This is a genomic window from Sorangium sp. So ce887, assembly GCF_051521455.1.
Taxonomy (GTDB): domain Bacteria; phylum Myxococcota_A; class Polyangia; order Polyangiales; family Polyangiaceae; genus Sorangium.
The window spans coordinates 4,538,388-4,562,922 of sequence record NZ_CP150354.1; the positions used below are offsets into that span (position 1 = coordinate 4,538,388).

The following is a 24,535-nucleotide window of genomic DNA, read 5'->3' on the forward strand; positions in this document are numbered from 1 at the left end:
GGCGCCCGCGACGCCGAAGCTCACATCAATCCCCTCTTCCTGATGATTCTTGATGGTGTTTATCTGCTAGCGTTTATCAATCATTGAATCGGCGCAGGCGCCGCGTCCGGTGCAGGCGCGGGCGCAGGCGCCGCGTCCGGCGCGGACTCCGGGGCCGGCGTGGGCGCAGGCGCCGCGTCCGGCGCGGGCGCCGTGTCCGGCGTGGGCGCAGGCGTCGGCGCGGGCACCGGGGCCGGCGTGGGCACCGGGGCTGGCGCGGGCTCCGCCTTGGTGGGCACCGGCCTGCAGGGCACGCAGGGCGGCAACCCTGGCACCTTCGAGCCCACGGCATAGGAGAGCGTGAGCAGGATGTTATTCTGCACCTGCCAGGCGTCGATGAGCTGCGGCTGGCGCACGACATGGAGCTGGTAATCGAGGGACGCCCACTCCACGAGCTTGAAGGAGAGCCCCCCGACGATGTCGACGTTCATGAGGTCCAGCGCGCCGCGCTCATCGCCTGCGTCCAGCTCCGAATACACGATCGGCAAGAGGGCGGCGATGCCCGCCTTGTACGTGATCTGCTTCTCACGGAGCGCGCCCGAGGCCTCGATGACAGCCTCGGCGCCGAGCTGGCTATAGCCCGAGAGCTCGCTCACCTCGACCTCGGGCGTCCCGTCGTCGTCCCCCAGGGCGAGCACGCCCGACGCAATAACCTCCTGCGCGCCAGCGCCGGCGCGCGCCTCGACAAGGACGGACTCCCGATTGACAGGCTGGACGAAGACGCCGAACGACTGCTTGAGCGTCACGGGCTGGAACGGGTCGCTCAGGTGAAGGCTCATCCCGGTGCTCGCCTCGGTCGTCCCGTCCGCGCGCGTGATCGCGTAGGTCGTCGGCGCCGAGCGCGGGTCGCTGCCAGGGAACATCTGCGTATCGAGAGCGAAGCGACCGAACGGCCCGAACCAGGGCACGACGTGGTAGAGGTAAATAGCCTCGAAGGCGAGCGCGTCGCGCGTCTTGACCCAGGCATCCAGGGCCGGCGTGCGCGTCACGCCAGCGCCAGCCCCGAGCGTCATGCGGAGCTCATGGGCGGCCTGATTGAAGTCGAGGGAGCCCTCCAGAATGAAGCCTACGGAGACGCCTGTCCCGTCTGCCTGCCCGACGACGCTGCGGTTGTTGGCCAGGTTGAACGTGCCGCCGAGGAGCAGCCCCGGTGACCAGCCCTCCACGCGCCCCGGATCGGTCGCGGGCGCTTCGACGTACGTGGTCTCAACGGAGGGTGCCGACTGCGCAGAGGCTCCGCGAGCGAGGAGACCGGCCACGGCGCACGCTGAGGCTACAAGCCCGAAGCGTTCATGAGAGAATTTCATGGGATACCCTCGGCGAGTGTGCTGAATCAGGTGCAAACGCGGGGGCTATAGCACAGAGAGCGTTCGACGAGAGTCGAACGTAGAAATTTTCAAGAGAGAGCGGCGCCGTCGAGTCAACGGCTGGGGTTCACGTAAGCTCACCGCGCCCGAGCCTTCTGTCACGAACGACGCCGCTTGGAGGAGATGGGGCCAAGGCCGCTCCTCTCCAGTCGCTCGTAGGGCCCTGCCCACCTGCGCGCCGTTCCCGAGAACGGCGGCTGTTGATGAGCTCGCTCCACCCGCGCCACAGGTTCGGGGCCAACGCGCTCGGTCGCGCAGCGCCGACCGACCCGAGGCGCCCCGACAACCGGCGACTGGGCGGTAGAAGGCGCATTCGACCTCCTAGCCTCTCGGCCGGACCGCGATCACCGCGGGCCTGAAGCTCAAGAATCTCGTCCTCATCCCGGAGCTCGCTCGCGCTCTGCCGGCTTCTGAAAATCAGACTCCTCGCAGCGGCCGTGCGCTCCCGGCGCGGAAGCGCAAGAAGGCGACCGCCTGAGCGCGAGCGGCCAACGAAGCCGAGCGCGCGACGGTCCTCGAGAGGATCGCCGGCGCCGGACCTCGACCGATTAGATGCTGCACTCCACGAAGCCCTGCGTATTCGTGGAGACGTTCATCTCCCACCTGGACTGGGTGGCGTCGTACTGGACGACCACGCCGGTGGAGACGCCGCCGCGGAGAATGCCGCCAATCCCCTTGAGCCAGCACGTCTTGCCGTTCACCGCGGGGCCGAGGTTCACCGACCCTGCCTGGATGCCGCGGTAAGCGTCGCCGAGGTAGTCCGTCACCTGTACACAGCTCGCGTAGCCGGCGACCTTCCCCTGCCCGTGGAGGTACCAAGAGCTGCCGTCTTTCTCCACGCCGATGTAGTCCGACGCGCTGGCGAAGTTGTCGCCGCCCTCGTAGTTGATGACCTGCGTCAGGAAGCAGCGTCGGTTGTTGCTGGTGGACGCGAGGTACACCCTGGGGCTGGTCGTGGTATAGCTGTTGTTGGAGTAACCGACTTGCGTGATCATGGTGCCGGGGTTGGCGAGCCCACCGTAGGCACGGACCGACACACCCGAGTCGGCGTGCGCGAACACGCGCGCCGTGCCGAGGTAGCTGTACATCGCGACGTTGCCACCGTCCTGGAGGTTTCCGGTCACGCCCATGATGTAGGCCGCGTTCCCGCTCCAGGTGCCGAGGTTCTGGAAGGCGTTGCCCGACGTCGCGGTGGCGCTGCTGTACCCGAACGCGGCAAACGCCTGCTCGGCGGTGCCGATCGCCTCGTCCTCGCCCCCGTCGACGTTGCCGTTGCCCTGATCCGGGCTCTCGTCCTCGACGATGCACCCCAGGAGGACGACCAGCGAAGCGACCGACAGCACGCGAAAACAAGTGCGAATTAGTTGCATGTGCATATGATGTTCCCCTTTTCGAACGCAGCGCGCCGAGGCGGCGCGCTGCGACGACAATGCTACGCTGACCCGACCCGGTGACAACGGACACGCGGCTTACGGCTCGCGCGGGGCGGCGTTTTCGAGAAGAGCGCCGAGGGAGCGTGCTTCCACGAGGCGCCGCCGCCCTCGAAGGACGATGTGGGCGAGGACCACTACGAGATCCTCTCGCCGCATGCGAAGGATGTGGTGGTGGCTGCCATTGCGGAGAGTCGTGGCCAGAAGGACGACGCGCGAGACGCGTACAAACTGGCCGAATACGTGCGTACAGGGGCGATCAAGCGGCGCGTGTTCAAGGACGGGGCCAGTGCACGAGGCTGCGCGAGCCAAGCCGGACGCATGCGATGCGTGGGTCAGGACGTGGTGCGGATCCAGAACCGACTCAAGAGCGTTTTCCGCTCACGTGGGATCGCTGTCAGCGGTCCGAACGTCGACTCGGAGACTGGCCGGCAGGAGGTGGTCCTCCCCCGCTTGCGCCCCCCTCGGAGGCGAGTGCCCCGGCCGCGCAGAGCGGTGCGCGCACCCGCCTCGGCACCGGCGTCACGAAGCCAGTCGGTGCGCGCATCGACTGGGCGAGCCTGCGCCGCAGGGTGTACCTCGAGGACGTGTTGGCCTGCCCGTGTGGCGGGCGGCGGAGGCTCATGGCCGACCTCTCCGAGCGCGAGGTCATCGTCGCCATCCGGATCCGGGACGCGGATCTTCGCTGCGCCTTGTTCGTCGGGGCCGCGCCGTATTTGCGCGCCGTGGTTCGCGGGGGGGAGCACGCACGGAGCGCGCGGGGGAAGGCCACGCTTTCCCCTTCCCGCTGCAAGCGTATATCAGACATAGGGGCTTGCTGGAAGCCCCGGATCATGCGGCACAGTCCCTGACCATGACGAAGCACGCAGTGGTCATCGCTGGTGGGGGTCCGACGGGGCTGATGTTGGCGGGGGAGCTCGCGCTGGCGCGGGTGGACGTCGCCATCGTCGAGCGGCGCGAGAGCCAGGAGCTCGCGGGGTCGCGCGCAGGAGGGCTGCACGCACGCACGATCGAGGTGCTCGATCAGCGCGGGATTGCGGATCGCTTCCTCGCGGAAGGGAAGATCGCTCAGGTCGCGTCGTTCGCGACGACGCCCCTCGATCTCAGCGACTTTCCGACGCGCCACAACTACGGGCTGGCGCTGTGGCAGAAGCACTTCGAGCGCATCCTCGCCGCGTGGGTCGAGGAGCTCGGGGTGCCGAGCTACCGCGGGTGTGAGGTGACGGGGTTTGCCCAGGAGGACGCCGTGGTCGATGTCGCGCTGTCCGATGGGCGGTCGTTGCGGGCGGCGTACCTCGTCGGATGTGACGGTGGGCGGAGCCTGATCCGCAAGAAGGCCGGGATCGGCTTCCCGGGGTGGGAGCCGTCGGTCAGCTACCTGGTGGCCGAGGGCGAGATGGTCGAGCCGGCGCTGGGCATCCGCCAGGGAGACCGGGGTGTCTATGGCATCGGGCCGCTCGAGGACGGCAAGCGGGTGCGGGCGGTGCTGAGCGAGAGGGAGATCCGGCAAGACGAGGAGCCGACCCTGGACGACCTGCGCGAGGCGCTCGTCGCCTCCTACGGGACCGACTTCGGGGTGCACGGCGTCACGTGGCTCTCGCGGTTCAGCGATGCGACCCGGCAGGCGGCGTCGTACCGGGAGCGGCGGGTGCTGCTGGCCGGCGATGCGGCGCACGTGCACTCCCCGGCGAACGGGCAAGGGCTCAACCTCGGGGTGCAGGACGCGGTGAACCTGGGGTGGAAGCTGGCGCAGGTGGTCCACGGGACGTCGCCGGAGAGCCTGCTCGATACCTACCAGGCCGAGCGGCACCCGGTCGGGGCGCGGGTGCTCAAGCACACCATGGCGGCGACGGCGGTCCTTCGGGGCGACGACCGGACGAAGGCCTTGCGCGAGACCCTGGCCGAGCTGTTGACGCTGGAGGAGGCGCGCAAGCGGTACGCCGGGCTGATCTCGGGTCTGGACATCCGCTACGACCTCGGCGCGGGACACCCGCTGCTCGGGCGCCGCATGCCCGATCTGGACGTGGAGACCGAGGGCGGGCCACGGCGGGTGTTCACGCTGCTGCACGAGGCCCGGCCGGTGCTGCTCGACCTCGGTGAGCCCGGGGCCCTCGACCTCGGTCCCTGGGCGGATCGGGTGAAGCGGGTCGACGCGCGGTACGCCGGGGTGTGGGCGCTCCCGGTGCTCGGCGCGGTCGCGGCGCCCAGGGCCGTGTTGATCCGGCCCGATGGATACGTCGCGTGGGTGGGAGACGGCACGGACCAGGGCCTTCGTGAGGCCCTGACCACGTGGTTCGGGCCGCCCACGGCGGCGTAGCTCGCTCGGCCGCCCGCGTCACACCCGGTCGCCCGGCGATGCGCCCAGGCTCGCTTTACCTATCCTCGCATCCGGTATACATTGGAGCCTGAACCCCAATGAGCGATGATCCCCAGCTAGCACACTATACAGCACGAATCGGAACGGTCCTCCGAGGCAAATGGCGCATCGATTCGCTTATCGGCGTCGGCGGGATGGCTGCGGTTTACGAGGCGACACACAGGATCGGCCGGCGCTGCGCGATCAAAATCCTCCATCCGGAGGTCGCGGTCTCCAAGGAGCTTCGAGCCAGGTTCGAGCAAGAGGCGCTCGCAGTTAACCAGCTCGGTCACCCCGCAGCCGTCAATGTCCTCGACATTGATACGAGCGAAGATGGCTCGCCATTCTTGGTGATGGAGTTGCTCGATGGTGAATCGCTCGGGAAGCGCGCCCACGGCTCCGGCCGCATCGAGGAGCGCGAGCTGCTCCGCATTTTCTCAACCGTGCTCGAAGTGCTCGATGTCGCGCACGGGCTCGGCATCGTTCATCGAGACATCAAACCTGATAATTTGTTTTTGACCTCTTCAGGCGGCGTCAAAGTCCTCGACTTCGGGATTGCTCGAATGAAACAGGGCGAATCCAATGTTCGTACACGCACCGGCACGATGCTCGGGACTATACCTTACATGTCGCCCGAACAGATCGCTGGTCGCCAAATCGATGGGCGGGCCGACATCTTCGCCGTTGGCGCGACGATGTTTCGAATCCTGACAAAGCGCCATGTGCACGAGGGCTCCACGGAAAGCGAGCTCCTCATCAAAATGGCGACGCAGCCTGCGCCGGCCCTGCGCACCGTTGCCCCCTCTGTCAGCCCAGAGGTTTGCGCCATCGTCGATCGCGCGCTCGCTTTCGATCTATCGCGCCGCTATCCAACGGCCCGCGCCATGCGTGAAGACGTTGAGCGAGTTTTGGGCGCCAATGCTACCCCTCACGCGCCAGCCCCAGTGTCGATCCGAGCCGACGTGTCGTCTGCAATCAGCGTCGATGGCCCGACGATGGCTGCTCCTGCTCCCGGCCAAGCGATGCAGGCCGTGCCGCCTCAATCTGCTGCAACCAGCCCACAAGCGGGCTCGAATTCGCCATTTTTGATCATTGCAGTGATTGGATCTTTTGTTGTCGCTGTTTGCCTCGCCGCTGTCTTCTTCGTTGTTCGTTCGCGAGGCTCCGCCGAAGACGCTCGTGAGAGCGCGGACGATGAGACATCTCAAGAGGACAAGGCGAGCGGTAGCTCTCGCACGATGGCCACGTCTTCCAATACCAGCACGCCATCGCCAACCGCTGGGCCCTCATCGACGCCCCGGCCCGCCCTAAATGGCAAGTATCGCCTCCTCATCAAAGACGGCAAATATCCATTTTGCGTCACGTCGAAATTGAAACATGCATACCCAGTGCGCACGAATGATGAGGGCGTTAAAGCGTGCAGCGGCACCCCCGAAGGGCCCATTCCGATTGACGGCCTCAAGGCCTACCACCCCTCCGAGTTCCAATGGGAATAGCTTTGTGAGACGCGGCGGCCTTATCTTGTGCCGTGTCGGCATGCCGAAGAGCACGCCGCCGCCCAGCTCCCCGATCGCCCGCCCTCGATGTCTTCGTCGCGCCTTCGGGGCGGGGCTCGAGGTTCCGGCGATGCGGGCGGCGACCAGCGAGCTACGGCTCGATGCACTGTGGTCATCCTTGTAGGCTGATGTCGGAGTACGGAACCAGATCCACGAACATCGCGGAACTGCACAGCTCTTCCGTGCGGTGGGTGGATTGAGCATGATGTCCACTCGGACGGCGGTGCGGTTCCTCAGCTCTCAGCACCTTTGTGCGTGTACACTCCTCGGCATGCCAGGGATAATCCCACCCAAGGGGCGCTCAAGCACCGACGACCTCACGGTGCCGATGCTCGGGAAACAACGCGACGCATCCGTCGTTGAGCTCTCAAGCTCGGCGCTTGGGGAAGAAATCGAGACTGCGGCACGGTCATGGTCGGACGACGCACCCACGTTGGTGCGCTCAGACAACCAAGCGCCAGCGCTGATCGGGAGCTTGATCTCGGAGCGGTACCGCGTCCACGAGCTCATCGGGCAGGGCGGCATGGGAGCCGTGTACCGCGGCGAGCAGGTGCACCTCCGCAAGCAGGTCGCGATCAAAGTCCTCCAGCCGAGCGCCCGGAACCTCCCCCAGATCGTGGCGCGGTTCGAGCGCGAGGCGATCGCGGGGGCGCATATCCAGCATCCGAACGTGGTCTCGGCAAACGACTTCGGTCAGCTCGCGGATCGGTCGCATTTTCTCGTCCTCGAGTATGTCGAGGGCACCCCGCTCCAGGACGTGATCGCCTCGGCTCCGCTCCCCGCGCGACGCGCGCTCCACATCGCGAGGCAGATCGCGTCTGCTCTGGAGGCGGTGCACGCGAAGGGGATCGTGCACCGCGATGTGAAGCCGCAGAACATCCTTCTCGGCGCCCGTGATCAGGTGAAGCTCATCGATTTCGGCCTCGCTAAGGTGAACGTAGAGCTCCTGTCCACCGAAAGCCGCGAGGCCGCGCGCAAAGGTCAGGACCTCACCGCTGCCGACCAAGTCCTCGGCACGCTCAGTTATCTCGCGCCGGAGGCCGTGCGCGGCATGGATGCCGTCGATGCTCGCGCAGATCTTTATGCGCTTGGAATCATTTTGTACGAAATGCTGTCCGGGAGAAGCCCGTTCGACGCGAGCGATGGCCAATCTTCCTTCCGGCAGCGGCTCCTCGAGGATGCGCCCCCGCTCCGCCAGCGTGCTCCGGGATCAGGTATCCGCGTCGAAGTCGAGGCGATCGTGATGCGGCTCGTCCAGCGAGACCCAATCCAACGCTATCCGACGGCCACCAACGTGATCGCGGCCATCGACGGGGCCATTGCGGCGATGGAGGGCGCGCCGAGGCAGCTCGAGCCGACCGTTACGATGCACCCCGGTGCTCCGGGGCACCAGACGAGCGCGACATCGCTCGCGTCCAGGTGGACCTCGCCGGCGATGCGGCCGTGGCTCATTGCGTCCATCGTCGTATCGCTCTTGCTCAGCGTCGCGCTCTTGATCGCCATCCTGCTCAGCTGACAGAGACTCAACAAGGCCACATCGAGGAAGGCGATGGCCTGCGGCTGTCCGGTCGCCTGCTCCAACCTCACGTCGGTGCCCGAGGTGGCCGGCGACGCCGCGCTGCTCCGCGACCCGCGCGACGTGCGCTCGCTCGCCGCCGCGATGCGCCAGGTCGCGGCGGCCAGCGAGCGCTGCGGAGCGGCCTGTCCGCCCGGGGGCAGGCGGACGTGCTAGCATGTCACCTGCATCGAACAGCGGAAGCAGTTCAATCGAAGGAACGCGCCCCATGACCACCTTGCCCAAAGGCCCCACCAGCAACATCCTGGTGAACCTGCAGGGGATCTTCGACCCGATCGGCTTCACGCTGCGCATGCGGGAGCGCTACGGCGATCCGATGTCGCTCCCGAAGATGGACGGCAAACCGGTGCTGGCCACCGGCAGCGTGGAGGGTCTGCGCGCCGTGTTCGCGGCGCCGCCGAATGCCCGTCAGGCCCGACGAGCTCCCACGCATCTTCGCCGGCCTGCTCGCTCTGGCTGAGGGTCGGTACGGAGGCGAGCGCGGCGATCTCCGGCGCGCCGCCCAGGCGACGCGCGAGGGCGGGGCTCGCGACGAGGAACCGGCGGCTCTTCGCGAGCGTCTTCCGGGTGAGCGTGGCGTCGGTGTCGAGCTTTGTGCGCACTCGAAGCGCGATGTCGATTCGCTCCTCGATCAAATCGACGCGCCGATTGGTGGGGATGACCTGCAGGGCGACACGCGGGTAGCGATCCATGAAAGAGGGCCGGTACCGCCGCGGTCGGGGCGGTTGTGCATCTGCTGGCCACCGCTCATCGAGGAGGGCCGGGACCTGTCCTCGATGAGCGGCATCCTGGCCGACAGCTCCTATCGTCTGCTGCCGGCCTGACGGCCCGGCCTCACTTCAGGTGCCGGGCGAAGAACCGGCTCCCGTCGTCCCCCTCGAACTGCGGGACGCCGGTGTGCCCGCCCATGTTGGCGTGCAGCGTCTTCTCCTTGGAGCCGAAGGCGTCGAACAGGTCCAGGGCCAGCTGCCGGTCGTTTCCTTCGTCGTCCCACTGCAGCAGGACCAGCAGCGGAATGGTGACCTGCCGGGCCTCCTCGAACATGGTGCGGGGCACGAAACTCCCGGCGAACAGAAGGGCGGCCGAGATGCGCGGCTCGACCACCGCCAGCCGGAGGCCGATGGCGATCACCCCTCCCGCGTACCCGACCGGGCCGCCGATCTCGGGCAGCGAAAGGAGGGCGTCCAGGGCGGCCCGCCATTCCGGGACCGCCTTTTCGACCAGCGGGAGGACGAGCCGGTCGACGATCTCGTCGACCGGCTCGCCGGCCTCCAGCGCCCGGAGCAGGTCGGCGCGGGCCTCCTCGACGGCGGCGAAACGGGGCCGGTCACCGCCCCCGGGGAGCTCGATGGTGGCCGCGGCGAAGCCCTCCGCCACGGAGTGCCGGGCCCGGGCCACCAGTCGGGGGTACATCCTGTGCAGTCCGCCGGGGTGGCCGAGCAGGATCAGCGGAGCCGGTGCGGATTGGGATCCGGGCGTCCACAGGATGCCGGGGATCTCGCCGAGGGTGAATTTGCGCTCGAGGACACCGTCGTCGAGGCGCTGTTCGGAAGTGAATCGCATGGTCGTGCCTTTCGGGAGTGCTCGTGAACAGCGCTCCAGCTTCGCAGAGCGGCCGCCGCCCGCCAAGCTCCGGCCGCTGCGCCCCCTGCGTCGCCCTTCGCGGCCGGCAGGGATTTGCCGATCACACCTCGACGGCGCCGGGCTCGACGCTGAAGCCCGCCCCCAGCCGATTCCACGCGTTGATGAGGGAGATCGCCATGGTCAGGTCCACGAGCTCCTTGTCGTTGAAGACCGCCCGCACCTCCGCGAAGACATCCTCCGGCGCGTGCGTCTCCGACAGGCGGGTGAGGGACTCCGTCCAGGCGAGGGCGGCGCGCTCGCGCGCGGAGTACAAGGGTGCTTCCCGGAACGCGGGGATGCACGCGAGCCGCTGGATCGTCTCTCCGTCCTTGACTGCGTACCGGGTGTGCAGATCGAGGCAGAAGGCGCAGCCGTTGAGCTGGGAGGCCCTGAGCGCGATGAGGTCCAGCAGCCTGGGCTCCAGCCCGCAGTGGCTCACGTATTGTTGGAGGTTCATCAGGTGTCGGTAGCCATCGGGGGATACGTGCCCGTAGTACTCGGGAATGCGCATTGCTTTACCTTGACCTTCGTTCGAGCGCTTCGGGCAGGAGGTGGAGCTCGCCGGGGGCCGCCGAGCGCTGTCCTTGGCGCAGATGCACGTCACGCCTCCCTGTGCCCATCGGGCCCCTTCAGCGTCAGTTCGCCACGGTGAGATTGTACGTCATGTCGATGCTGAAGGAAAATTTCGGGACGCTGGCGGCGAAGGTGGGTAGGGGGTCCAAACGCCTTTGCGAAGGCAAGTGCCCACTCGCCCCAACGTTCGGTCGACATCATCGCACAACCACGACGTGGTCGTGCCATCCAGAATACCCTGGTAATCCGTGCGGTGTCGGTCGTGGGGCGCTCCTCGTCGACAACGCGCTTGGGCGGCCTCCAGTCGCCCGGCGCGCTCGGCGAGCACCTCCAGCCGCGGATTGGCTTCGTCTCGGTCCGGCACATCGACAGGCGGGCGGTCCAGGTGTTCCCGCGCAGCCGGACGGAGTCCACACCGTTGGCGCGCATCGCCCCTGTCGGTTTGCGGGCGGCGCGAGCGGCCGGCTTCGGGCATTCCGTCAAGCTCACCGGTCTCGACGAGTCCGCATCGGGCGCAGCCAACTCCTCGGACGACGGGCGCCCGCCGGAGCGGCTCCAGCGCGCCCGCCGGTTCGGCGAACGACGGTGCGGGGAGGGACGCGGCACGCGGGTGTCCTCTCCCAGGCGACACCCCGTCGAGGAGGAGCGTGGTCTGCCCCTCAGGTCTTGTCCGTTCCGCTGGACGGCGCCATCAAGTCGTCCACGAACCGGCGCATCAGGCGCACCAGGTCGCTCAAATCTTCCTCACTCCACTTGGCGAGGATAGGGGCCGCAAGTCTCTGTCGCGCGGCGTCCAGGGCGTCCGTCATCTGCCGCCCCTTGTCGGTGAGCACCGCCTCATGGATGCGACGATCGGCTGGGCTGGGTCGACGTTCGATCAGCCCCAGGCTCTCGAGCTTCGCGACCTGGCGGCTCACGGTCGTGTAATCGCGCCCGGCTCGGTCCGAAAGCTCGACCACGCCGATCGGCCCGAAGCGCTCGATCCCCACCAGCAGCACAAAGAGGGCTCGATCCAGGGAGAGGCCCGCCTCCGCGAGCAGCGCCTGATCGCGCTGCGGCTGATTCATGAGCGCGATCAGATCGACCATGGCTCCGTGGAGCTCGCGGAGCTTCTTTTTTGCAATCCGTGTATTTTGCACAAATTTTCTTGACGCTTCGGAAGGGGCGACTATATGCATATTACACATATATAGAACGCAGTCAACAAAACGTGGCTCCTTACCAAGCGCCCGGACCCTCCGCTCGTGAAGGATCCGGCTGCCCGGAGGTATCATGCCTGCTTCAACACGTTCGCGTTCCGTCGCCCGAGTCTCGCTGTCCGCCCTCGCCCTCGCCCTCGCCCTGCCAGCCGCCGCCTCGTTCACCGGCTGCTCCGGGGGCGACGAGCCCACGGAGCCCCAGGCTATTGGGAGTAGCCCCACGTTCCACAAAGACGTCGAGCCCATCCTGCAGAAGAGCTGCATGGGCTGCCACTCCGCGGGCAATATCGCGCCCTTCAGCCTTACCGCGTACGACGACGCCAAGGCTGTCGCGGCGCTCATGGTCCACACGACCAAGGCGGGCACGATGCCGCCCTTCGCCGTGCGTGACACGGACGAGTGCTCGACCCGTCACGCGTGGAAGGGCGACATCCGCCTCTCCGACGAGGAGATCAGCACGCTGGAGGCCTGGAGCAAGGCCGGCACCCCCAAGGGTGATCCGAAGGACGCGCCCGCCTCGTTCGTGCCGAAGAGCCCCGACCTGCCGGGCATGACCCTCGAGGTTCATCCGAACGAGCCCTACGTCACCTCCGGTGAGCAGGACGAGTTCCGCTGCTTCATCATCGATCCCGGGCTCACCGAGGACCAGTATCTAAATGGTCTACAGATGGTGCCCGGCAACCACAAGGTCGTTCACCATGGGATCATCTCCATCGATCCGGAGGGGAAGTCCGCGAGCCTGGCCGGCCCCGACGGGAGCTTTCCGTGTGGCGCCGGCGAGATCCCGAATGGCGTGGACATTGGATCGCTCCAGATGCTCACAGCCTGGGCTCCCGGCACCGACCCGGTCGATCTGCCCGAGGGGGTGGGTCAGCTGATCCCGAAGGGGTCGCTCATCATGATGCAGATCCACTACCACCCCGCCGGCACGACGGCCGACCCGGACCTGACGCGCATCCAGCTCAGGCTCACCAAAGAGAAGCCGAAGTACGGCTTCCTGTACCACCTGATCGGCAACTTCGATGATCCGGTCGGCCAGTTTGGCTTCGGGCTGCTACCGGGTCCGGGCGACAAGAACGGCGTCGAGTTCCTGATCCCCGCGGACAGCAAGGACCACGTGGAGACGCAGCAGTTCACGGTCCCGGCCCCGGACTCGCCCGGATCGCAAGAGATGCCGTTCCCGCCGGGCACGCGCATCTATGGCGACTTTCTGCACATGCACTACCTGGGATTCGACGAGAAGGTGACGGTCACGCGGGCGAACGGCTCACCCGATCAACCCAAGGAGGAGTGCCTGGCGCACGCGCCGAAGTGGGAGTTCGGCTGGCAGCGCTCGTACTCGTACGACGCGCCCATCGAGACGCTCCCGACGCTCGAGCCGGGCGATGTGCTCCAGGTCCGGTGCACGTACAATAACTCGACGGAGAACCCGTACGTGGTCAAGGCGCTCAAGGAGGCGAAGATGATCTCGACGATCGACGTGGCCTACGGCGAGGGGAATACGTTCGACGAGATGTGCGTCGCCGGGCTCTCGCTCGTGTACCCGATGCCCTGACGGGAGCGGAGGCGGGCCCAGCTGCCCTGAACCTCGCACAGCGGATCTTGGGCGCTCAGCTTTCCGTCGAGTCGAACATGCGCCGCAGCAGCTCCTGGAGGCGCTGCTGGTCCGAGGCGTCGAGCCGGTCGATGCGTGGCGCGAGCGCCTCTCGTAGTCGTGCATGCAGGCGCTCGAAGAGCTCCGCGCCTTCGCTCGTCAGAAAGACCTCGACGGCCCGATCGTCCCGTGGTCAAGTGCGCCCGGGGCCGGCGGCCGAGGGGCCGGCGCGTGCCGGTGGTTTTTTTGCCGGGGGCGGCGAGCGCGGATAGGGAGGAGGACCGCACTGGGTCTCCGGGAGCCGCATGTCCATCGTCGGTCGACCGCCTGCTCCGCCCCCGAACGCCCGCGCGCCGCACCCTGCGACGGTGGCGCAGCCCAGGCCCGCCATCGGCGGCGTGGCCCCCAGGCCACCGCATCCTGCGACGGTGGCGCAGCCCAGGGCCGCCATCGGCGGCATGGCCCCCAGGCCGCCGCACCCTGCCACGGTGGCGCAACCCAGGCCCGCCATCGGCGGCATAGCCCCCAGGCCGCCGCACCCTGCGACGGTGGCGCAGCCCGAGCCCGCCATCGGGGAGGCTCTCCAGCCGTATCGCAAGGGTCAACGCAACCGGGGGTTCCTCGACTCCAAGAAAGCGAAGACGAAGGCGGACCGAGCGCGGCACGTGAGCGGGGTGAAGCACATCGATCACCAGCAGCGGGCTTACCTCGCGGGGAAGGTCGACGCCTCCCTGCTGGACGGGCCCCTCGTGAACCTCCCCGTATGGGCGGCGCTGTTGCTCCTCTCGGCTTCCCTCATCACCGCCGCGGAGGCGCGATCCATCGACGCCCACCAGTCGCGCCAGCCGGCGCCGCGATCTCCCCAGAAGCTCCCGTCGAGCCCGGGAGGCTACTCCAACTCCACCGCGCTCGTTCCGGTTCGCGGCGGCACGGACGTGTGCCCGGTCCGGCCTCCGCTCGTGCGCACCCCCGGCATGATCGGCGGCTTGCTGCCCGTGCCGCCGCGGTCCTCGACCTCGCGGATCGGCTCCTCCGAGCTCGTCGAGCTCCTGCCGTCCCGCGAAGTCGCGCTGTCTCCCGGCGAACGCTTGACCCGATCGATCTTCGAGGCGTGGCGCCCGAAGGTGAAGGCGCTCGGCAAGCGCGAGAGCCTGAAGCCCATCTACAAGCAACTGGCGACCTTTCGAGGCGGCGGCGCCAGGCTGTCGGCCATCTCCGGCGGTGATGGAGGAGCGTACTTCCTGAAGGCGGGCGGGAAGACCGGCTGGGTCGTGAAGCCGGGCGACGAAGATCTGATGTGCCCGAACAACCGCAAAGCGATCACCAGCAGCGGGCTTACCTCGCGGGGAAGGTCGACGCCTCCCTGCTGGACGGGCCCCTCGTGAACCTCCCCGTATGGGCGGCGCTGTTGCTCCTCTCGGCTTCCCTCATCACCGCCGCGGAGGCGCGATCCATCGACGCCCACCAGTCGCGCCAGCCGGCGCCGCGATCTCCCCAGAAGCTCCCGTCGAGCCCGGGAGGCTACTCCAACTCCACCGCGCTCGTTCCGGTTCGCGGCGGCACGGACGTGTGCCCGGTCCGGCCTCCGCTCGTGCGCACCCCCGGCATGATCGGCGGCTTGCTGCCCGTGCCGCCGCGGTCCTCGACCTCGCGGATCGGCTCCTCCGAGCTCGTCGAGCTCCTGCCGTCCCGCGAAGTCGCGCTGTCTCCCGGCGAACGCTTGACCCGATCGATCTTCGAGGCGTGGCGCCCGAAGGTGAAGGCGCTCGGCAAGCGCGAGAGCCTGAAGCCCATCTACAAGCAACTGGCGACCTTTCGAGGCGGCGGCGCCAGGCTGTCGGCCATCTCCGGCGGTGATGGAGGAGCGTACTTCCTGAAGGCGGGCGGGAAGACCGGCTGGGTCGTGAAGCCGGGCGACGAAGATCTGATGTGCCCGAACAACCGCAAAGGGTTCGGCTACGACGGCAAGCGCCTCCACGCCGGGATCCCGGTGCACACGGCGGTACAGCGGGAGGTGGCGACCCACCACGTGGCGAACCGCCTCGGGCTGGGCCACCTCGTCCCTGGCACCGTGGCGGCCGTCTTCGACGGGTCCGGCGTCTTCAGCACGAAAGGGCCGAAGCTCTGCTCCGCCCAGCAGTTCCTCCCCGGGATCATGGGCGTCGGCGACCTTCGCGACGAGCTTGTCACAAAGCTCCGCCAGGGAGGAGCGCCCATCCACGAGGCGACCGACTCGGCCACCCACCTCATCGATGCGATGCTCGACGAGAACGACTTCGCCGACATGATGGTCCTGAACTGGCTCACCCACGACAATGATGCGCACGGCGGCAATTGCGTGGTCTACGTCAAGGCGGGGCCGGGCGTCTCCGCGGAGACGCCGCTGCCGGTGAGAGATCTGCTGAAGAAGCCAGTCGACGAGATGGGCAGCTACAAGCTCGGCATGAGGAAGATCGACAACGGCCTCGCCATGCCCGAGGAGAACACCAACGGGCGGAATTACCTGTCCGTCTTCCCGAAGTTCAAGCAGCCCGTGAGCGCTCGTGTCCACGACAAGCTCGAGGCATGGACGACGTCCGCGAAGGGCGGCCTCACGCCCGTCCAGGCCGTGGCGGCGGAGCTCGACGAGCTCGATCTCAACCCGGAGGGGATCAGCACCGCCGGCGACGCCATGGTGGAGCGCGTCCGCAAGTATGCGAGCAAGGTGAAGACCGTCCAGAAACGCGGCTGGAGCTACGAGCGGTTCCAGAGCCTCGTCGGCTACAACTACCGAGGCTGAAGCGTACGTGGGCGAGGCGCGACGCGCAGAGGCTCGACAGCCCTCGCCGCCCGCGCGACGACCGCCGCCGCTCCTCCCTTCCCGCCTTCATGTTCAGATCCGGCCACCCCCCGGAGGAACGTCCCGATCGACGATGGCGCCGTAGTTGCCCGCGCGGCCCCCGGCGCGGGAAGATTGGCGCCTCATGCGCGTCGCGTATCTGATGATCCTCGGGGCGGCGCTCGCGCTCCCGGGTTGCGGCGGCTCGACAAGGGAGCTCCGCCTCACCCTCACCCCCGCGGCCGACATGAACGACGCGCGCTCGTGCTACGTGCTCGCCCGCGCGATCGACGGCAAGGCCTTCTCGACGGAGACGTACGACGACGTGGCGGGCATGGCCATGGCGCCGGACGACTCGGTCCTGAGCGCGCTGGCGGTGCTCCCGGGGGTGAGGCAGGTGCTCATGGTGCCCCTGCCGGAGAAGGGGCGGGTGGCGATCTACGCGCTGTTCAAGCAGCCGGAGGACGAGGCGTGGCGCCTGATCCTGCCGGAGGAGCTGCCGCCGGAGGTCGAGATCCGGCTGGGTCGCAGCCGGATGTGCTGGACGAGCGGCAGCGCGCCGAAGGGGGCGACGGGGCTGTGCCGGCAGCGGAGCGAGGGGCGGTAGCAAGAGCCCCGCCGCTTTCTTGTCCCTCCGCGGCCGGCTGCCCTTCCATTCCGGCATGCCGCCGTCCCTCGTCGACCGGGTCCGGGTCAACGACAACAACCGCGAGCCCCGCCAGCCGCTGGTCCTGCTCGTCGACACCTCGGGATCCATGACCGCCGACCTCCCGGACCTCGCCGCCGGCCTCGACGGCCTCCGCGCCGCGCTCGCGCGGGACACCGTCGCCCGCAACCGGGTCGAGCTGGCGGTCGTGACCTTCGGCGGCAAGGTCACGGTCCACGGTGATTTCGGCGAGGCCGCCGTCTTCGAGCCCCCCGCGCTCGCCGCAGCCGGCGATACGCCCATGGCCGCCGCGATCGAGCAGGCCCTCGAGCTCCTGGAGGCCAAGAAGCGCGCCTACCGCGAGAGCGGCCTCGATTACTACCGCCCGCTGATCTTCCTCCTCACGGACGGCGAGCCCACCGACACCGCCCGCTGGCCAGCGGCCGTCCGCCGCGTCCGTGAGGCCGAGCGCGAGAGGCGGCTCGTCCTCCTCGCGGTCGGCACGAAGACCGCCAGCTTCCAGCGCCTCAAGGAGCTCTCGCCCGATCGCGCGCCGCTCCGGCTCAAGGAGGCGCAGTGGGACACCATGTTTCAATGGCTCAGCAGGAGCCTCCAGGCGCGCAGCCGCTCCCGGCCCGGCGAGGAGGTCCCGCTCGAGGACCCCACCGGGCCGGCCGGGTGGGGGGCGCTGCCGTCGTGACGGGGTGGCTCGTGTTCGGCGCGTCGGTGCGCGGGCCGCAGCACGAGCAGGAGGGCTCGCCCTGCCAGGACGCCTGGGTGTGGGGCCCTGCCGGCGGGCGCGGGGTCGGCCTGTGCCTGTGCGACGGCGCCGGATCCGCCGCGCATTCGGAGATCGGCGCCGCCGCGGTCGCGGCCGCGGTCGTCGAGGCGCTGCGCGAGCTCGCGCCGGCCGGTCCCCAGGCCCTCTGCGACGCGGTGCGCGCCGCCTGCGCGGCCGGCCGGCAGGCGCTCCTCCGCGAGGCCGAGGCGCGCGCCCTCGCGCCCGAGGATCTCGCCTGCACGCTGGTGGCCGTCGCCGCGTGGGGCGACGCCGTCGCCGTCGCGCACCTCGGCGACGGGGCCGTGGTCGGGCGCCGACGCGGCGACGGGGAGCTCGTGGTCCTGAGCGCGCCCGATCGCGGTGAATACGCGAACGAGACCTGGTTCGTCTCCTCGCCCTCGTGGGAGGCGCGCCTGCGCGTGGACCTCCACGAGGGCATCGACGCGCTCTGCGCCTTCACCGACGGCTGCGAGGGCGCCGCGCTCGTGCGGGGCCGCGCCCTCGCGCCCTTCGCGCCGTTCTGCGCCCCGCTCCTCGAGTTCGCGGCCGAGGTCACCGACGCGGGCGCCGCCGGCGGCGAGGTGGCGCGGCTGCTCGACGCCGAGCCGCTGCGGCGGAGCTCGGGAGACGACAAGACGCTCGCCGTCGCGCTGCTGCGCGCGCCCCCGTGAGCGCGCATGAGCGCGAAGGCGTACCGGGATCCCGCGGGGAGGGTCGTCGAGCTCGGCGAGGAGCTCGGCGCGGGCGGCGAGGGATCCGTCTTCGCCGTCCGCGGGCGCCGGGCGCTCTGCGCCAAGATCTACCGCCCCGACAGGGCCGAAGGACGCGAGCGGAAGCTGCGCGTCATGCTGGAGCGCCGGCCGTCCTGGCTCCTCCGCCGCGCGCTCGCCTGGCCCGTCGCGCTGCTGACCGAGGCCGAGGGGCGCGCGGCGTTCGCGGGGTTCCTCATGCCCCTGCAGCGCGGCGCGATCGAGGTTCACCGCTGCCTCGTGCCCGACGAGCGCATGCAGATCGCCGGGTGGCTCACCCAGCGGGACCTCTGCGTCCTCGCGGCCAGGCTCGCGCGCCTCGTCGATGGCGTCCACCGCGCCGGCCATTGCGTCGGCGACCTGAAGCCGCAGAACATCCTCGTTTCCCCGCTCTCCGGGCGCGTCGCGCTGGTGGACGCCGACTCGTTCCAGATCCGTGATCCCGCTGCAGGGCAGGTGCACGGCTGCCCGGTGCTCACGCCGGAGTACACAGCGCCGGAGCTCTGCGGCGCCGATCCCGGCCGCGCAGCCCGCACCCCCGCGTCCGACGCGTTCGCCCTCGCCGTGCTGATTCACCAGCTGCTCCTCGGCGGGGCGCACCCGTTCGAGGGCGAGCTCGCGCCGGGCGGCGCCGGCGGCGCCGAGCGCATCCCGGCCCGGATCCGCCTGGGCCTCTGCCCCTTCGTGCCCGGCGTGACGGGCGTCCGGGCCGCCGCGGGCGCGATCCCGTTCGCGACGCTCCACCCCGGCCTGCAGGCGCTCTTCATCCGCTGCTTCGGCCCTGGCCATGGCGCGCCGGCCGAACGCCCCGGCGCGGCGGCGTGGCGCGCCGCGCTGCTGCGCGCGAAGCGCGAGATGGTCCGCTGTGCCCGCAGCCCGGCGCACCTCCACGACAAGGCGCTCCCGCGCTGCCCGTGGTGCGAGCGCCGGGAGCGCACCGGGATCGACCTGTTCCCGGCGGAGCAGCGGTTCCAGCGCGCGATCGCGCGGGTCCGCGATCCGGCGGCGGCGCCCGAGGCCGAGCGGATCCGCTGGCTCGGCCTGCACGCGCGCGGGCGCTTGCGGGACGGCGCGCTGAGCGCGGCGGAGCGGGCATGGCTCGACAGGGCGGGGGCGGGGCTCGGGCTCGACAGGGGCGCGGTGGCGCGGGTGGTCAAGGAGGCAGCGGGTCGGGCGACCGAGGTTGGGGTTGGGGGTCGGGCGACCGAGGTTGGGGTTGGGAGGCGGGCGACCGAGGTTGGGGTTGGGGGTCGGGCGCGCGCATGGCTCCCGCGGGGGAGGGTGGTCTTCACCTCGGTCGCGTCGATCGCCGCGGCCGGCGCCTGCGCGGCCGGCGTCCTCGTCACCTCGAGGCTGCTCGCGACTCCGGGCGCGTCCCCGATGCCGCGCCCGCAGCCCTGCGCCGTGCTCGCGCAGCGCGCGACCATCGGCCATACCGGGGGCACCGGCGCGTACCTGCGCGCGGCGCCGTCGACGGGGAGCGACAGGCTCCCGCTGCCCGACGGCACGGCCCTGCGCCTCACCGGCCGCACCCGGATCGCCGAGCAGCTGGCGTGGGCCGAGGTCGAGGTCGTCGCGAGCGGGCGCGTCGGCTGGGTGGCCACGCTGTATCTGGTCCAGGAGGCCCCCCGTTGAGCGGTATCTCGTGGTCCCAGCGGCCCTCTCGACGTTCGCTGCCCCTCCCTGCGCGCTACGCCACCGCCCCCGTCCTCGCCATCGCGCTGCGCGCGCTCTCCAGGGCCGTAAACCGCTCCGCCAGGTACTCCGCCACGCTCACATGCTGGCTGAACACCACGTTGAACCGGATATGCGGATCGCCCGCCCCATCCGCCATGAACGTCGCCCCGCGCGCGAGCAGGATCTTGTTGAGGTACGCGTCCTTCACCAGCTCGTCGACGTCCACGCCCCGCGGCACCGCGCCCCACAGGAACAGCCCGCCTTCACCCGGATGATCGAGCAGCACGCCGGCGTCGCTCAGCCGGCGCGCCGTCGCGTTCCGGGCCGCGCCGAGCTTCTGCTGCAGCCGGTCGATGTGCTTGCGCCACCGGCCGGCCGACAGCACCTCCAGCAGCACGAGCTCGTTCAGCGCGCCGGTCGTCAGCACCGAGTAGATCTTCTCGCGCAGCAGCGGCTTCAGCCGCCCTGGCTCGGCCGCGATGTAGCCGAGGCGCAGCGCCGGGCTCAGCGCCTTGCAGAAGCTGGAGTAGTAGACGACCCCCTCCAGCCCCGAGAGCTGCGCCAGCCGCGTCGGGTGCCCGGGGTGGAAGTGCCCGTGCACGTCGTCCTCGGCGATCAGAACCCCGTGCTGGTGCGCGATCATCAGCACCCGGTGCAGGTTGGCGGCGCTCGATCCCCAGCCGGTCGGGTTGTGCAGCACGCTCTGGAGGAACAGCAGCTTCGGCCGGTGCTCGCGGCACGCGGCCTCCAGCTCCCCCAGATCCACGCCGTCCGGCCTGCGCGCCACCGGCACGATCCGGTAGCCCGCCTGCCGCAGGCGACCGAACATCAGGAAATAACCCGGGTTTTCGACCAGCACCGCGTCGCCCGGCTGGAGGTAGCTCCGGCAGATCAGGTCGATGGCGTGCGTGCCGCCCCACGTGGTCATCAGCCGTCCCGCGTCGGCCGCGATGCCTTGCGAGCGCAGCAGCATCGCGATGCGCTCGCGCAGCTCGGGCAGCCCCTGCGGCGGGCAGCGCGCCGCCATGCCGGCGTCGTTCCGGGCGAGCGCGCGCTGGAGCACGGTCGCCGGGATGGCGTCGCTCAGCCAGCTCGCCGGCAGGGCGCCGCTGCTGGCCAGCAGCACGCCGGCGCGCTGGTCGTTGGACTGCTGCGCCAGCCACACCGGCTCCTGCTCCTCGCCGGCCTCGAGCCACACCTCGCTGGGCATGGCCGACGCCGCCTCGCACACGAAGAACCCGGCCGTGCCGCGCGACTCGAGCAGCCCGGCCGCCACAAGCCGATCGTAGGCCGTCACCACGGTGTTGGGGCTCACGCCCAGCTGACCGGCCAGCTGGCGGATCGACGTCAGCCGCGCGCCCGGCGGCAGCTGCGCGCCCTCGATCAGCGCGCGCAGGCGCGCCTCGATCTGATCGGCCAGGGGAACGGCGGAGTCGCGGTCGAGCGAGAACATGGGTCAGGATCAGCGCAGGAACAGCGGTCAGCGCAGGAACAGCGGTCAGCGCAGGAACAGGAGCGCCAGCACCGCCAGCGCGCCGGCCATGATGCCATTGAACACCCGCTGCCGTCGCGGGTCGGTCAGAAATCGGCGGATCGCCACGCCGAACAGCGCCCACGCCGAGATGCACGGAAAGGCGATGACGAGGCCGACGACCGACACGAGCAGCGCGCCGCTCGCCACGCCCATGCCCGCCGGCATGAACACCGAGGCCAGCGTGATCGCCTTGACCCAGCTCTTCGGGTTGACGGCCTGGAACAGCGCCCCCTGCGCGAGCGACAGCGGCCGCGGCACCTCGGCGCCCTGGACCGCGGCGCCGCCGGTCAGCTTCCACGCCAGCACCAGCAGGTACAGCGCGCCGGTCACGCGCAGCACGCTGTGCAGCACCGGGTAGGCGGTGAACAGCGCGCCCAGGCCGAGGCAGGTGACGAAGGTCTGGACCGCGCCGCCCGCGCAGATGCCCAGCACGTGCGGCAGCGATCCGCGGTAGCCGAAGTTGGCGCCCGAGGTGGTGAGCATCATGTTGTTCGGCCCCGGGGTGCTGGACATCACGAAGCAATAGGTCGCCAGGGGCAGCAGCTCGGTCATCGCGGGTGGCTCCGGTCAGGTGTGGCCCGGAGCTTAGGAGGGCGCCGTTCACCCGTGAAGGCACAGGGGCCCCGCCGCGCGAAAGCACTGTGTCAGTCGCGCGACCGGTACAGCTCGGATCCAGGCGCCCGGGGCAAGCCGGCGAGGGGATGCCGACGGCCCGAGCCCGTACGACGATGGCTCCAGCCCGTAGCACGACGGCTCCCGGTCGAATGACGGCGAGCTCCGCCTCGGATGACGAGGACTCCTCGCGGCGTGACGACGGCCTCCGCCTCGATGCCGGCGGCGCTGCTCACCACCGATCATGACATCGAGACGGTCGCCACGCTCGAGATGCGCTCCCTTGTAGATGAGTGGGAGCGGACGCTGACGCTCAAAGCTCAGGCCGCGAAGCGAAGGCTCATGGCAAAGACAGTGCTCGTACGTGGATTCAAGCAATCCAGGGCCGAGATGCCGATGCACTTCGAACCACGCCGCTCAGTCGCACTCCCCGACGCTCCACATCCCCGGCGCCTCCACGTGGAGCGTGACGACCTCGTTCTTGTCGAACCCCAGGCCCTGATGCGCGCCCGTGGTGCGGTATCCGAGGAAGATCTGGTCCTCCTCCCCGACGTCCAGGATCTGCTTCTGAACACGCCCATGGATCTCGTGCTCCGCCACCGACGCCGTGATCGCATTGCAGTCGAACGGCACATAGCTCACGTGCGCGAGCATGATCGGGCCGGAGGCGTTGAAGTCCGTGACCGAGAGCCCCGTGAACTGCCCGTCCGCGTCGTCGCTGCTCGGATCGGTGAGCGGCGTGAAGGTCCGGCCCCCCTCCTCGTTGTAGACGTTGGCCAGGGAGCTCGGCGAGCCCGAATTGCTCGCCATGAACGCGATCTTCCCGCTGCCCGCCTTCTTCGCCTCGTCGATCCGGTAGATCCCGACGCCGCCGGAGACGTCATCGAAGTTGAACCAGCGCTGCAGGCCGCGGTCGTAGCCCTCGTTCTGGCGGTTATCGACGAGGAAATACTGGTCCGGATCCGAGGTCTTGATCTTGTAGATCGTCGGCTCGACGCTCTGCCCGAAGAACTCGGCGCCGTCCGACTGGACGATCGGAATGTCCTGCGGCGGGGCCCCGGGCTCGATCACGGTCGGCGTGAGGAATCCGGCATGGAGCCGGCTCCAGGCGCCCATCGCCACGGGCACCGTGCCGGCGGGCGATCCGCTCGTCGCCCCCCAGCTCCCGCTCGCCATCACGCACCACGCCCCGAGCGGCGTCGGGCCCTTGTAGAGATCCGGCAGGCCGACCGCCGCGTGCCCGAGCTCGTGGACGATGACCCCCACGGTGGCCGGCATCGTGGTGGGCACGCCGCCGACCGAGTGGATCTGCCGCTCGCCAAGCGCGACGTAGCCGGTGAGGGACTTCCCGTCGAGGGTGATCGGCGTGTCGAAGCCCTTCGCGTGGGCCCAGACGGACGGCGTCTTCTGCGTGTTCGCGGCCTCGTAGCCGGCCACGACGAAGACCACGTTGAGCTCGTCGCCGCGGACCTTGCCGTCCGCGTTCTTGTCGAACGAGGCGAAGTCGACGTGCGGATTCGCCATCACCAGCGCCTCCTTCAGGTACAGCTGGATCAAGGAATAGTCCTTGTGGCTGTTCGGGTGCGCGAACGGGAGCCGGATCCGGACGATGCCGTCGTTGGCGGTGCCCTGCGTCTCCTTCGCGCGGGTGAAGGAGAACTTCCCGCGCGACATGTCGGCGTAATAATGGTTCACCGAGCCCGGGAGGCTCCCGTACATCGTTTGCTTCCAGTACGCGATGTCGGTCGAGAAGGTGCCAGTGAACGCGTTCGGGGCGGTGAGCCCGCCCCCCTGGGTGAACTCCAGCAGGATGGTGAGCAGCGGGCGCCGGACCCCGGTGGTCACGGTCGGACCCGCCGCGTACGAGAGCCGGCCCGGGGAATGCGCGATCGCCGCCTCCCACAGGGCGTCGAGCGCCTCGTCGTCGATGCGCGGGAGCAACGCCGGATCCACGCGGCCGCCCTGCGAGCGGAGATCGCGGACCAGGACCCCGGAGGGGACGAGCGCGAGGGCGCCGCTGCGCCTGTCCGTTCCGAGCTCGGCGACCTCGTAGTCGCCCGAGAGCTCGTTGAGCACGACGACCGTGCCGTCCGCCATCCGCAGGTAGTCGAAGTGCTCGTCGCCGATCACCTCGGCGCGGAAGGTCGCGCCGGTCGGATCGAGCGGGATCGCGCGGATCCCGGGCTCGGCGCTCACCGCGGCCGCCGGGCGGCTCACCGAGACGGCGCTCGCCAGCACGGCGAGCCCGACGAGCCCGAGCCTCGCTCCGCGCCGCGCGCCGAAGATCCCCTGGTGCTCCACTTTGCCTGCGCCGCTAGTTCGAGACGTCATGTCCGCATCCTCCTCAAGCCGCGTTTCGTCGCGTTCGAGGGGGACGTATCGCAACCCGCGTGCCGCCCCCGGCC

The 24,535-nt window shown here is 69.5% G+C and carries 22 protein-coding genes; 13 read left to right on the plus strand and 9 right to left on the minus strand.

The window, feature by feature from the left end:
- Positions 1 to 80 precede the first annotated feature (80 nt).
- Together WMF36_RS16850 and WMF36_RS16855 are read right to left on the minus strand one after the other, a co-directional pair.
- Positions 81 to 1,346: a hypothetical protein gene (locus WMF36_RS16850; protein WP_437580625.1), complete on the minus strand. Its 1,266-nt coding sequence runs from the start codon at positions 1,344 to 1,346 to the stop codon at positions 81 to 83.
- A 608-nt stretch (positions 1,347 to 1,954) separates the two neighbouring features.
- On the minus strand, positions 1,955 to 2,776 hold the full coding sequence (locus WMF36_RS16855; protein WP_437580626.1) for a hypothetical protein: 822 nt from the start codon (positions 2,774 to 2,776) through the stop codon (positions 1,955 to 1,957).
- A 913-nt stretch (positions 2,777 to 3,689) separates the two neighbouring features.
- On the opposite strand from WMF36_RS16855, the gene WMF36_RS16860 reads away from it, so the two are divergent.
- The 6 genes from WMF36_RS16860 (at position 3,690) to WMF36_RS16885 (ending at position 9,148) form a co-directional block, all read left to right on the plus strand.
- Positions 3,690 to 5,153 carry an FAD-dependent monooxygenase gene (locus WMF36_RS16860; RefSeq protein WP_437580627.1) on the plus strand — a complete coding sequence of 488 codons (1,464 nt, stop codon included), beginning with the start codon at positions 3,690 to 3,692 and terminating at the stop codon, positions 5,151 to 5,153.
- A gap of 98 nt (positions 5,154 to 5,251) precedes the next feature.
- Positions 5,252 to 6,688: a serine/threonine protein kinase gene (locus WMF36_RS16865; protein ID WP_437580628.1), complete on the plus strand. Its 1,437-nt coding sequence runs from the start codon at positions 5,252 to 5,254 to the stop codon at positions 6,686 to 6,688.
- A gap of 388 nt (positions 6,689 to 7,076) precedes the next feature.
- Positions 7,077 to 8,264 (plus strand): serine/threonine-protein kinase, encoded by a 1,188-nt coding sequence (locus WMF36_RS16870; protein ID WP_437581923.1) that lies wholly within the window; start codon positions 7,077 to 7,079, stop codon positions 8,262 to 8,264.
- 33 nt (positions 8,265 to 8,297) lie between these two features.
- Positions 8,298 to 8,480, plus strand: coding sequence for a hypothetical protein (locus WMF36_RS16875; RefSeq protein ID WP_437580629.1), 183 nt, complete (start codon positions 8,298 to 8,300; stop codon positions 8,478 to 8,480).
- Between the two features lie 52 nt (positions 8,481 to 8,532).
- A complete protein-coding gene (locus WMF36_RS16880; protein ID WP_437580630.1) occupies positions 8,533 to 8,784 on the plus strand; it encodes a hypothetical protein in 252 nt (83 codons plus the stop codon).
- Positions 8,726 to 9,148 (plus strand): hypothetical protein, encoded by a 423-nt coding sequence (locus WMF36_RS16885; protein WP_437580631.1) that lies wholly within the window; start codon positions 8,726 to 8,728, stop codon positions 9,146 to 9,148. The genes WMF36_RS16880 and WMF36_RS16885 overlap by 59 nt, the downstream gene beginning before the upstream one ends.
- A 10-nt stretch (positions 9,149 to 9,158) precedes the next feature.
- Here the strand turns inward: WMF36_RS16885 and WMF36_RS16890 are convergent, their stop codons facing one another.
- The 3 genes from WMF36_RS16890 to WMF36_RS16900 all read right to left on the minus strand — a co-directional run bounded on the left by WMF36_RS16890 (position 9,159) and on the right by WMF36_RS16900 (position 11,698).
- Positions 9,159 to 9,887 (minus strand): dienelactone hydrolase family protein, encoded by a 729-nt coding sequence (locus tag WMF36_RS16890; protein WP_437580632.1) that lies wholly within the window; start codon positions 9,885 to 9,887, stop codon positions 9,159 to 9,161.
- 121 nt (positions 9,888 to 10,008) lie between these two features.
- Positions 10,009 to 10,458, minus strand: a complete 450-nt coding sequence (locus WMF36_RS16895) for a carboxymuconolactone decarboxylase family protein (RefSeq protein WP_437580633.1) — start codon at positions 10,456 to 10,458, stop codon at positions 10,009 to 10,011.
- A gap of 721 nt (positions 10,459 to 11,179) precedes the next feature.
- A complete protein-coding gene (locus tag WMF36_RS16900) occupies positions 11,180 to 11,698 on the minus strand; it encodes a MarR family winged helix-turn-helix transcriptional regulator (protein ID WP_437580634.1) in 519 nt (172 codons plus the stop codon).
- A gap of 283 nt (positions 11,699 to 11,981) precedes the next feature.
- On the opposite strand from WMF36_RS16900, the gene WMF36_RS16905 reads away from it, so the two are divergent.
- The 7 genes from WMF36_RS16905 (at position 11,982) to WMF36_RS16935 (ending at position 19,942) form a co-directional block, all read left to right on the plus strand.
- A complete protein-coding gene (locus WMF36_RS16905; RefSeq protein WP_437580635.1) occupies positions 11,982 to 13,274 on the plus strand; it encodes a hypothetical protein in 1,293 nt (430 codons plus the stop codon).
- 467 nt (positions 13,275 to 13,741) lie between these two features.
- Positions 13,742 to 14,698, plus strand: coding sequence for a hypothetical protein (locus tag WMF36_RS16910; RefSeq protein ID WP_437580636.1), 957 nt, complete (start codon positions 13,742 to 13,744; stop codon positions 14,696 to 14,698).
- Positions 14,611 to 16,092, plus strand: coding sequence for a hypothetical protein (locus tag WMF36_RS16915; protein ID WP_437580637.1), 1,482 nt, complete (start codon positions 14,611 to 14,613; stop codon positions 16,090 to 16,092). The genes WMF36_RS16910 and WMF36_RS16915 overlap by 88 nt, the downstream gene beginning before the upstream one ends.
- A 184-nt stretch (positions 16,093 to 16,276) precedes the next feature.
- Positions 16,277 to 16,738: a hypothetical protein gene (locus WMF36_RS16920; RefSeq protein ID WP_437580638.1), complete on the plus strand. Its 462-nt coding sequence runs from the start codon at positions 16,277 to 16,279 to the stop codon at positions 16,736 to 16,738.
- A gap of 55 nt (positions 16,739 to 16,793) precedes the next feature.
- The gene (locus WMF36_RS16925; RefSeq protein WP_437580639.1) at positions 16,794 to 17,477 is read left to right on the plus strand and encodes a vWA domain-containing protein; all 684 of its coding nucleotides are present in this window, start codon (positions 16,794 to 16,796) and stop codon (positions 17,475 to 17,477) included.
- Positions 17,474 to 18,229 (plus strand): PP2C family serine/threonine-protein phosphatase, encoded by a 756-nt coding sequence (locus WMF36_RS16930; protein ID WP_437580640.1) that lies wholly within the window; start codon positions 17,474 to 17,476, stop codon positions 18,227 to 18,229. Before WMF36_RS16925 ends, WMF36_RS16930 begins: the two co-directional genes overlap by 4 nt.
- Positions 18,230 to 18,235: 6 nt before the next feature.
- Positions 18,236 to 19,942, plus strand: coding sequence for a protein kinase domain-containing protein (locus WMF36_RS16935; protein WP_437580641.1), 1,707 nt, complete (start codon positions 18,236 to 18,238; stop codon positions 19,940 to 19,942).
- Positions 19,943 to 19,997: 55 nt separating this feature from the next.
- Here WMF36_RS16935 and WMF36_RS16940 read toward each other — a convergent pair whose 3' ends face one another.
- Genes WMF36_RS16940 through WMF36_RS16955 form a run of 4 tightly spaced genes read right to left on the minus strand, consistent with a single transcriptional unit; the run spans position 19,998 to position 24,461 of the window.
- The gene (locus tag WMF36_RS16940) at positions 19,998 to 21,437 is read right to left on the minus strand and encodes a PLP-dependent aminotransferase family protein (protein WP_437580642.1); all 1,440 of its coding nucleotides are present in this window, start codon (positions 21,435 to 21,437) and stop codon (positions 19,998 to 20,000) included.
- A 45-nt stretch (positions 21,438 to 21,482) separates the two neighbouring features.
- On the minus strand, positions 21,483 to 22,070 hold the full coding sequence (locus WMF36_RS16945; RefSeq protein WP_437580643.1) for a LysE family translocator: 588 nt from the start codon (positions 22,068 to 22,070) through the stop codon (positions 21,483 to 21,485).
- Positions 22,071 to 22,118: 48 nt separating this feature from the next.
- The gene (locus WMF36_RS16950) at positions 22,119 to 22,532 is read right to left on the minus strand and encodes a GxxExxY protein (RefSeq protein WP_437580644.1); all 414 of its coding nucleotides are present in this window, start codon (positions 22,530 to 22,532) and stop codon (positions 22,119 to 22,121) included.
- Between the two features lie 15 nt (positions 22,533 to 22,547).
- Positions 22,548 to 24,461, minus strand: coding sequence for a M6 family metalloprotease domain-containing protein (locus tag WMF36_RS16955; RefSeq protein ID WP_437580645.1), 1,914 nt, complete (start codon positions 24,459 to 24,461; stop codon positions 22,548 to 22,550).
- Positions 24,462 to 24,535: the final 74 nt, after the last annotated feature.

Coding starts and splice junctions, on each gene's coding strand:
- WMF36_RS16885 (WP_437580631.1), top strand. CDS start 8,726: ATGCCCGTCAGGCCCGACGAGCTCCCACGCATCTTCGCCGGCCTGCTC.
- WMF36_RS16945 (WP_437580643.1), bottom strand. CDS start 22,070: ATGACCGAGCTGCTGCCCCTGGCGACCTATTGCTTCGTGATGTCCAGC.
- WMF36_RS16925 (WP_437580639.1), top strand. CDS start 16,794: ATGCCGCCGTCCCTCGTCGACCGGGTCCGGGTCAACGACAACAACCGC.
- WMF36_RS16890 (WP_437580632.1), bottom strand. CDS start 9,887: ATGCGATTCACTTCCGAACAGCGCCTCGACGACGGTGTCCTCGAGCGC.
- WMF36_RS16865 (WP_437580628.1), top strand. CDS start 5,252: ATGAGCGATGATCCCCAGCTAGCACACTATACAGCACGAATCGGAACG.
- WMF36_RS16870 (WP_437581923.1), top strand. CDS start 7,077: ATGCTCGGGAAACAACGCGACGCATCCGTCGTTGAGCTCTCAAGCTCG.
- WMF36_RS16860 (WP_437580627.1), top strand. CDS start 3,690: ATGACGAAGCACGCAGTGGTCATCGCTGGTGGGGGTCCGACGGGGCTG.
- WMF36_RS16900 (WP_437580634.1), bottom strand. CDS start 11,698: ATGCATATAGTCGCCCCTTCCGAAGCGTCAAGAAAATTTGTGCAAAAT.
- WMF36_RS16935 (WP_437580641.1), top strand. CDS start 18,236: ATGAGCGCGAAGGCGTACCGGGATCCCGCGGGGAGGGTCGTCGAGCTC.
- WMF36_RS16940 (WP_437580642.1), bottom strand. CDS start 21,437: ATGTTCTCGCTCGACCGCGACTCCGCCGTTCCCCTGGCCGATCAGATC.
- WMF36_RS16850 (WP_437580625.1), bottom strand. CDS start 1,346: ATGAAATTCTCTCATGAACGCTTCGGGCTTGTAGCCTCAGCGTGCGCC.
- WMF36_RS16895 (WP_437580633.1), bottom strand. CDS start 10,458: ATGCGCATTCCCGAGTACTACGGGCACGTATCCCCCGATGGCTACCGA.
- WMF36_RS16955 (WP_437580645.1), bottom strand. CDS start 24,461: ATGACGTCTCGAACTAGCGGCGCAGGCAAAGTGGAGCACCAGGGGATC.
- WMF36_RS16875 (WP_437580629.1), top strand. CDS start 8,298: ATGGCCTGCGGCTGTCCGGTCGCCTGCTCCAACCTCACGTCGGTGCCC.
- WMF36_RS16905 (WP_437580635.1), top strand. CDS start 11,982: ATGGGCTGCCACTCCGCGGGCAATATCGCGCCCTTCAGCCTTACCGCG.
- WMF36_RS16920 (WP_437580638.1), top strand. CDS start 16,277: ATGCGCGTCGCGTATCTGATGATCCTCGGGGCGGCGCTCGCGCTCCCG.
- WMF36_RS16855 (WP_437580626.1), bottom strand. CDS start 2,776: ATGCAACTAATTCGCACTTGTTTTCGCGTGCTGTCGGTCGCTTCGCTG.
- WMF36_RS16880 (WP_437580630.1), top strand. CDS start 8,533: ATGACCACCTTGCCCAAAGGCCCCACCAGCAACATCCTGGTGAACCTG.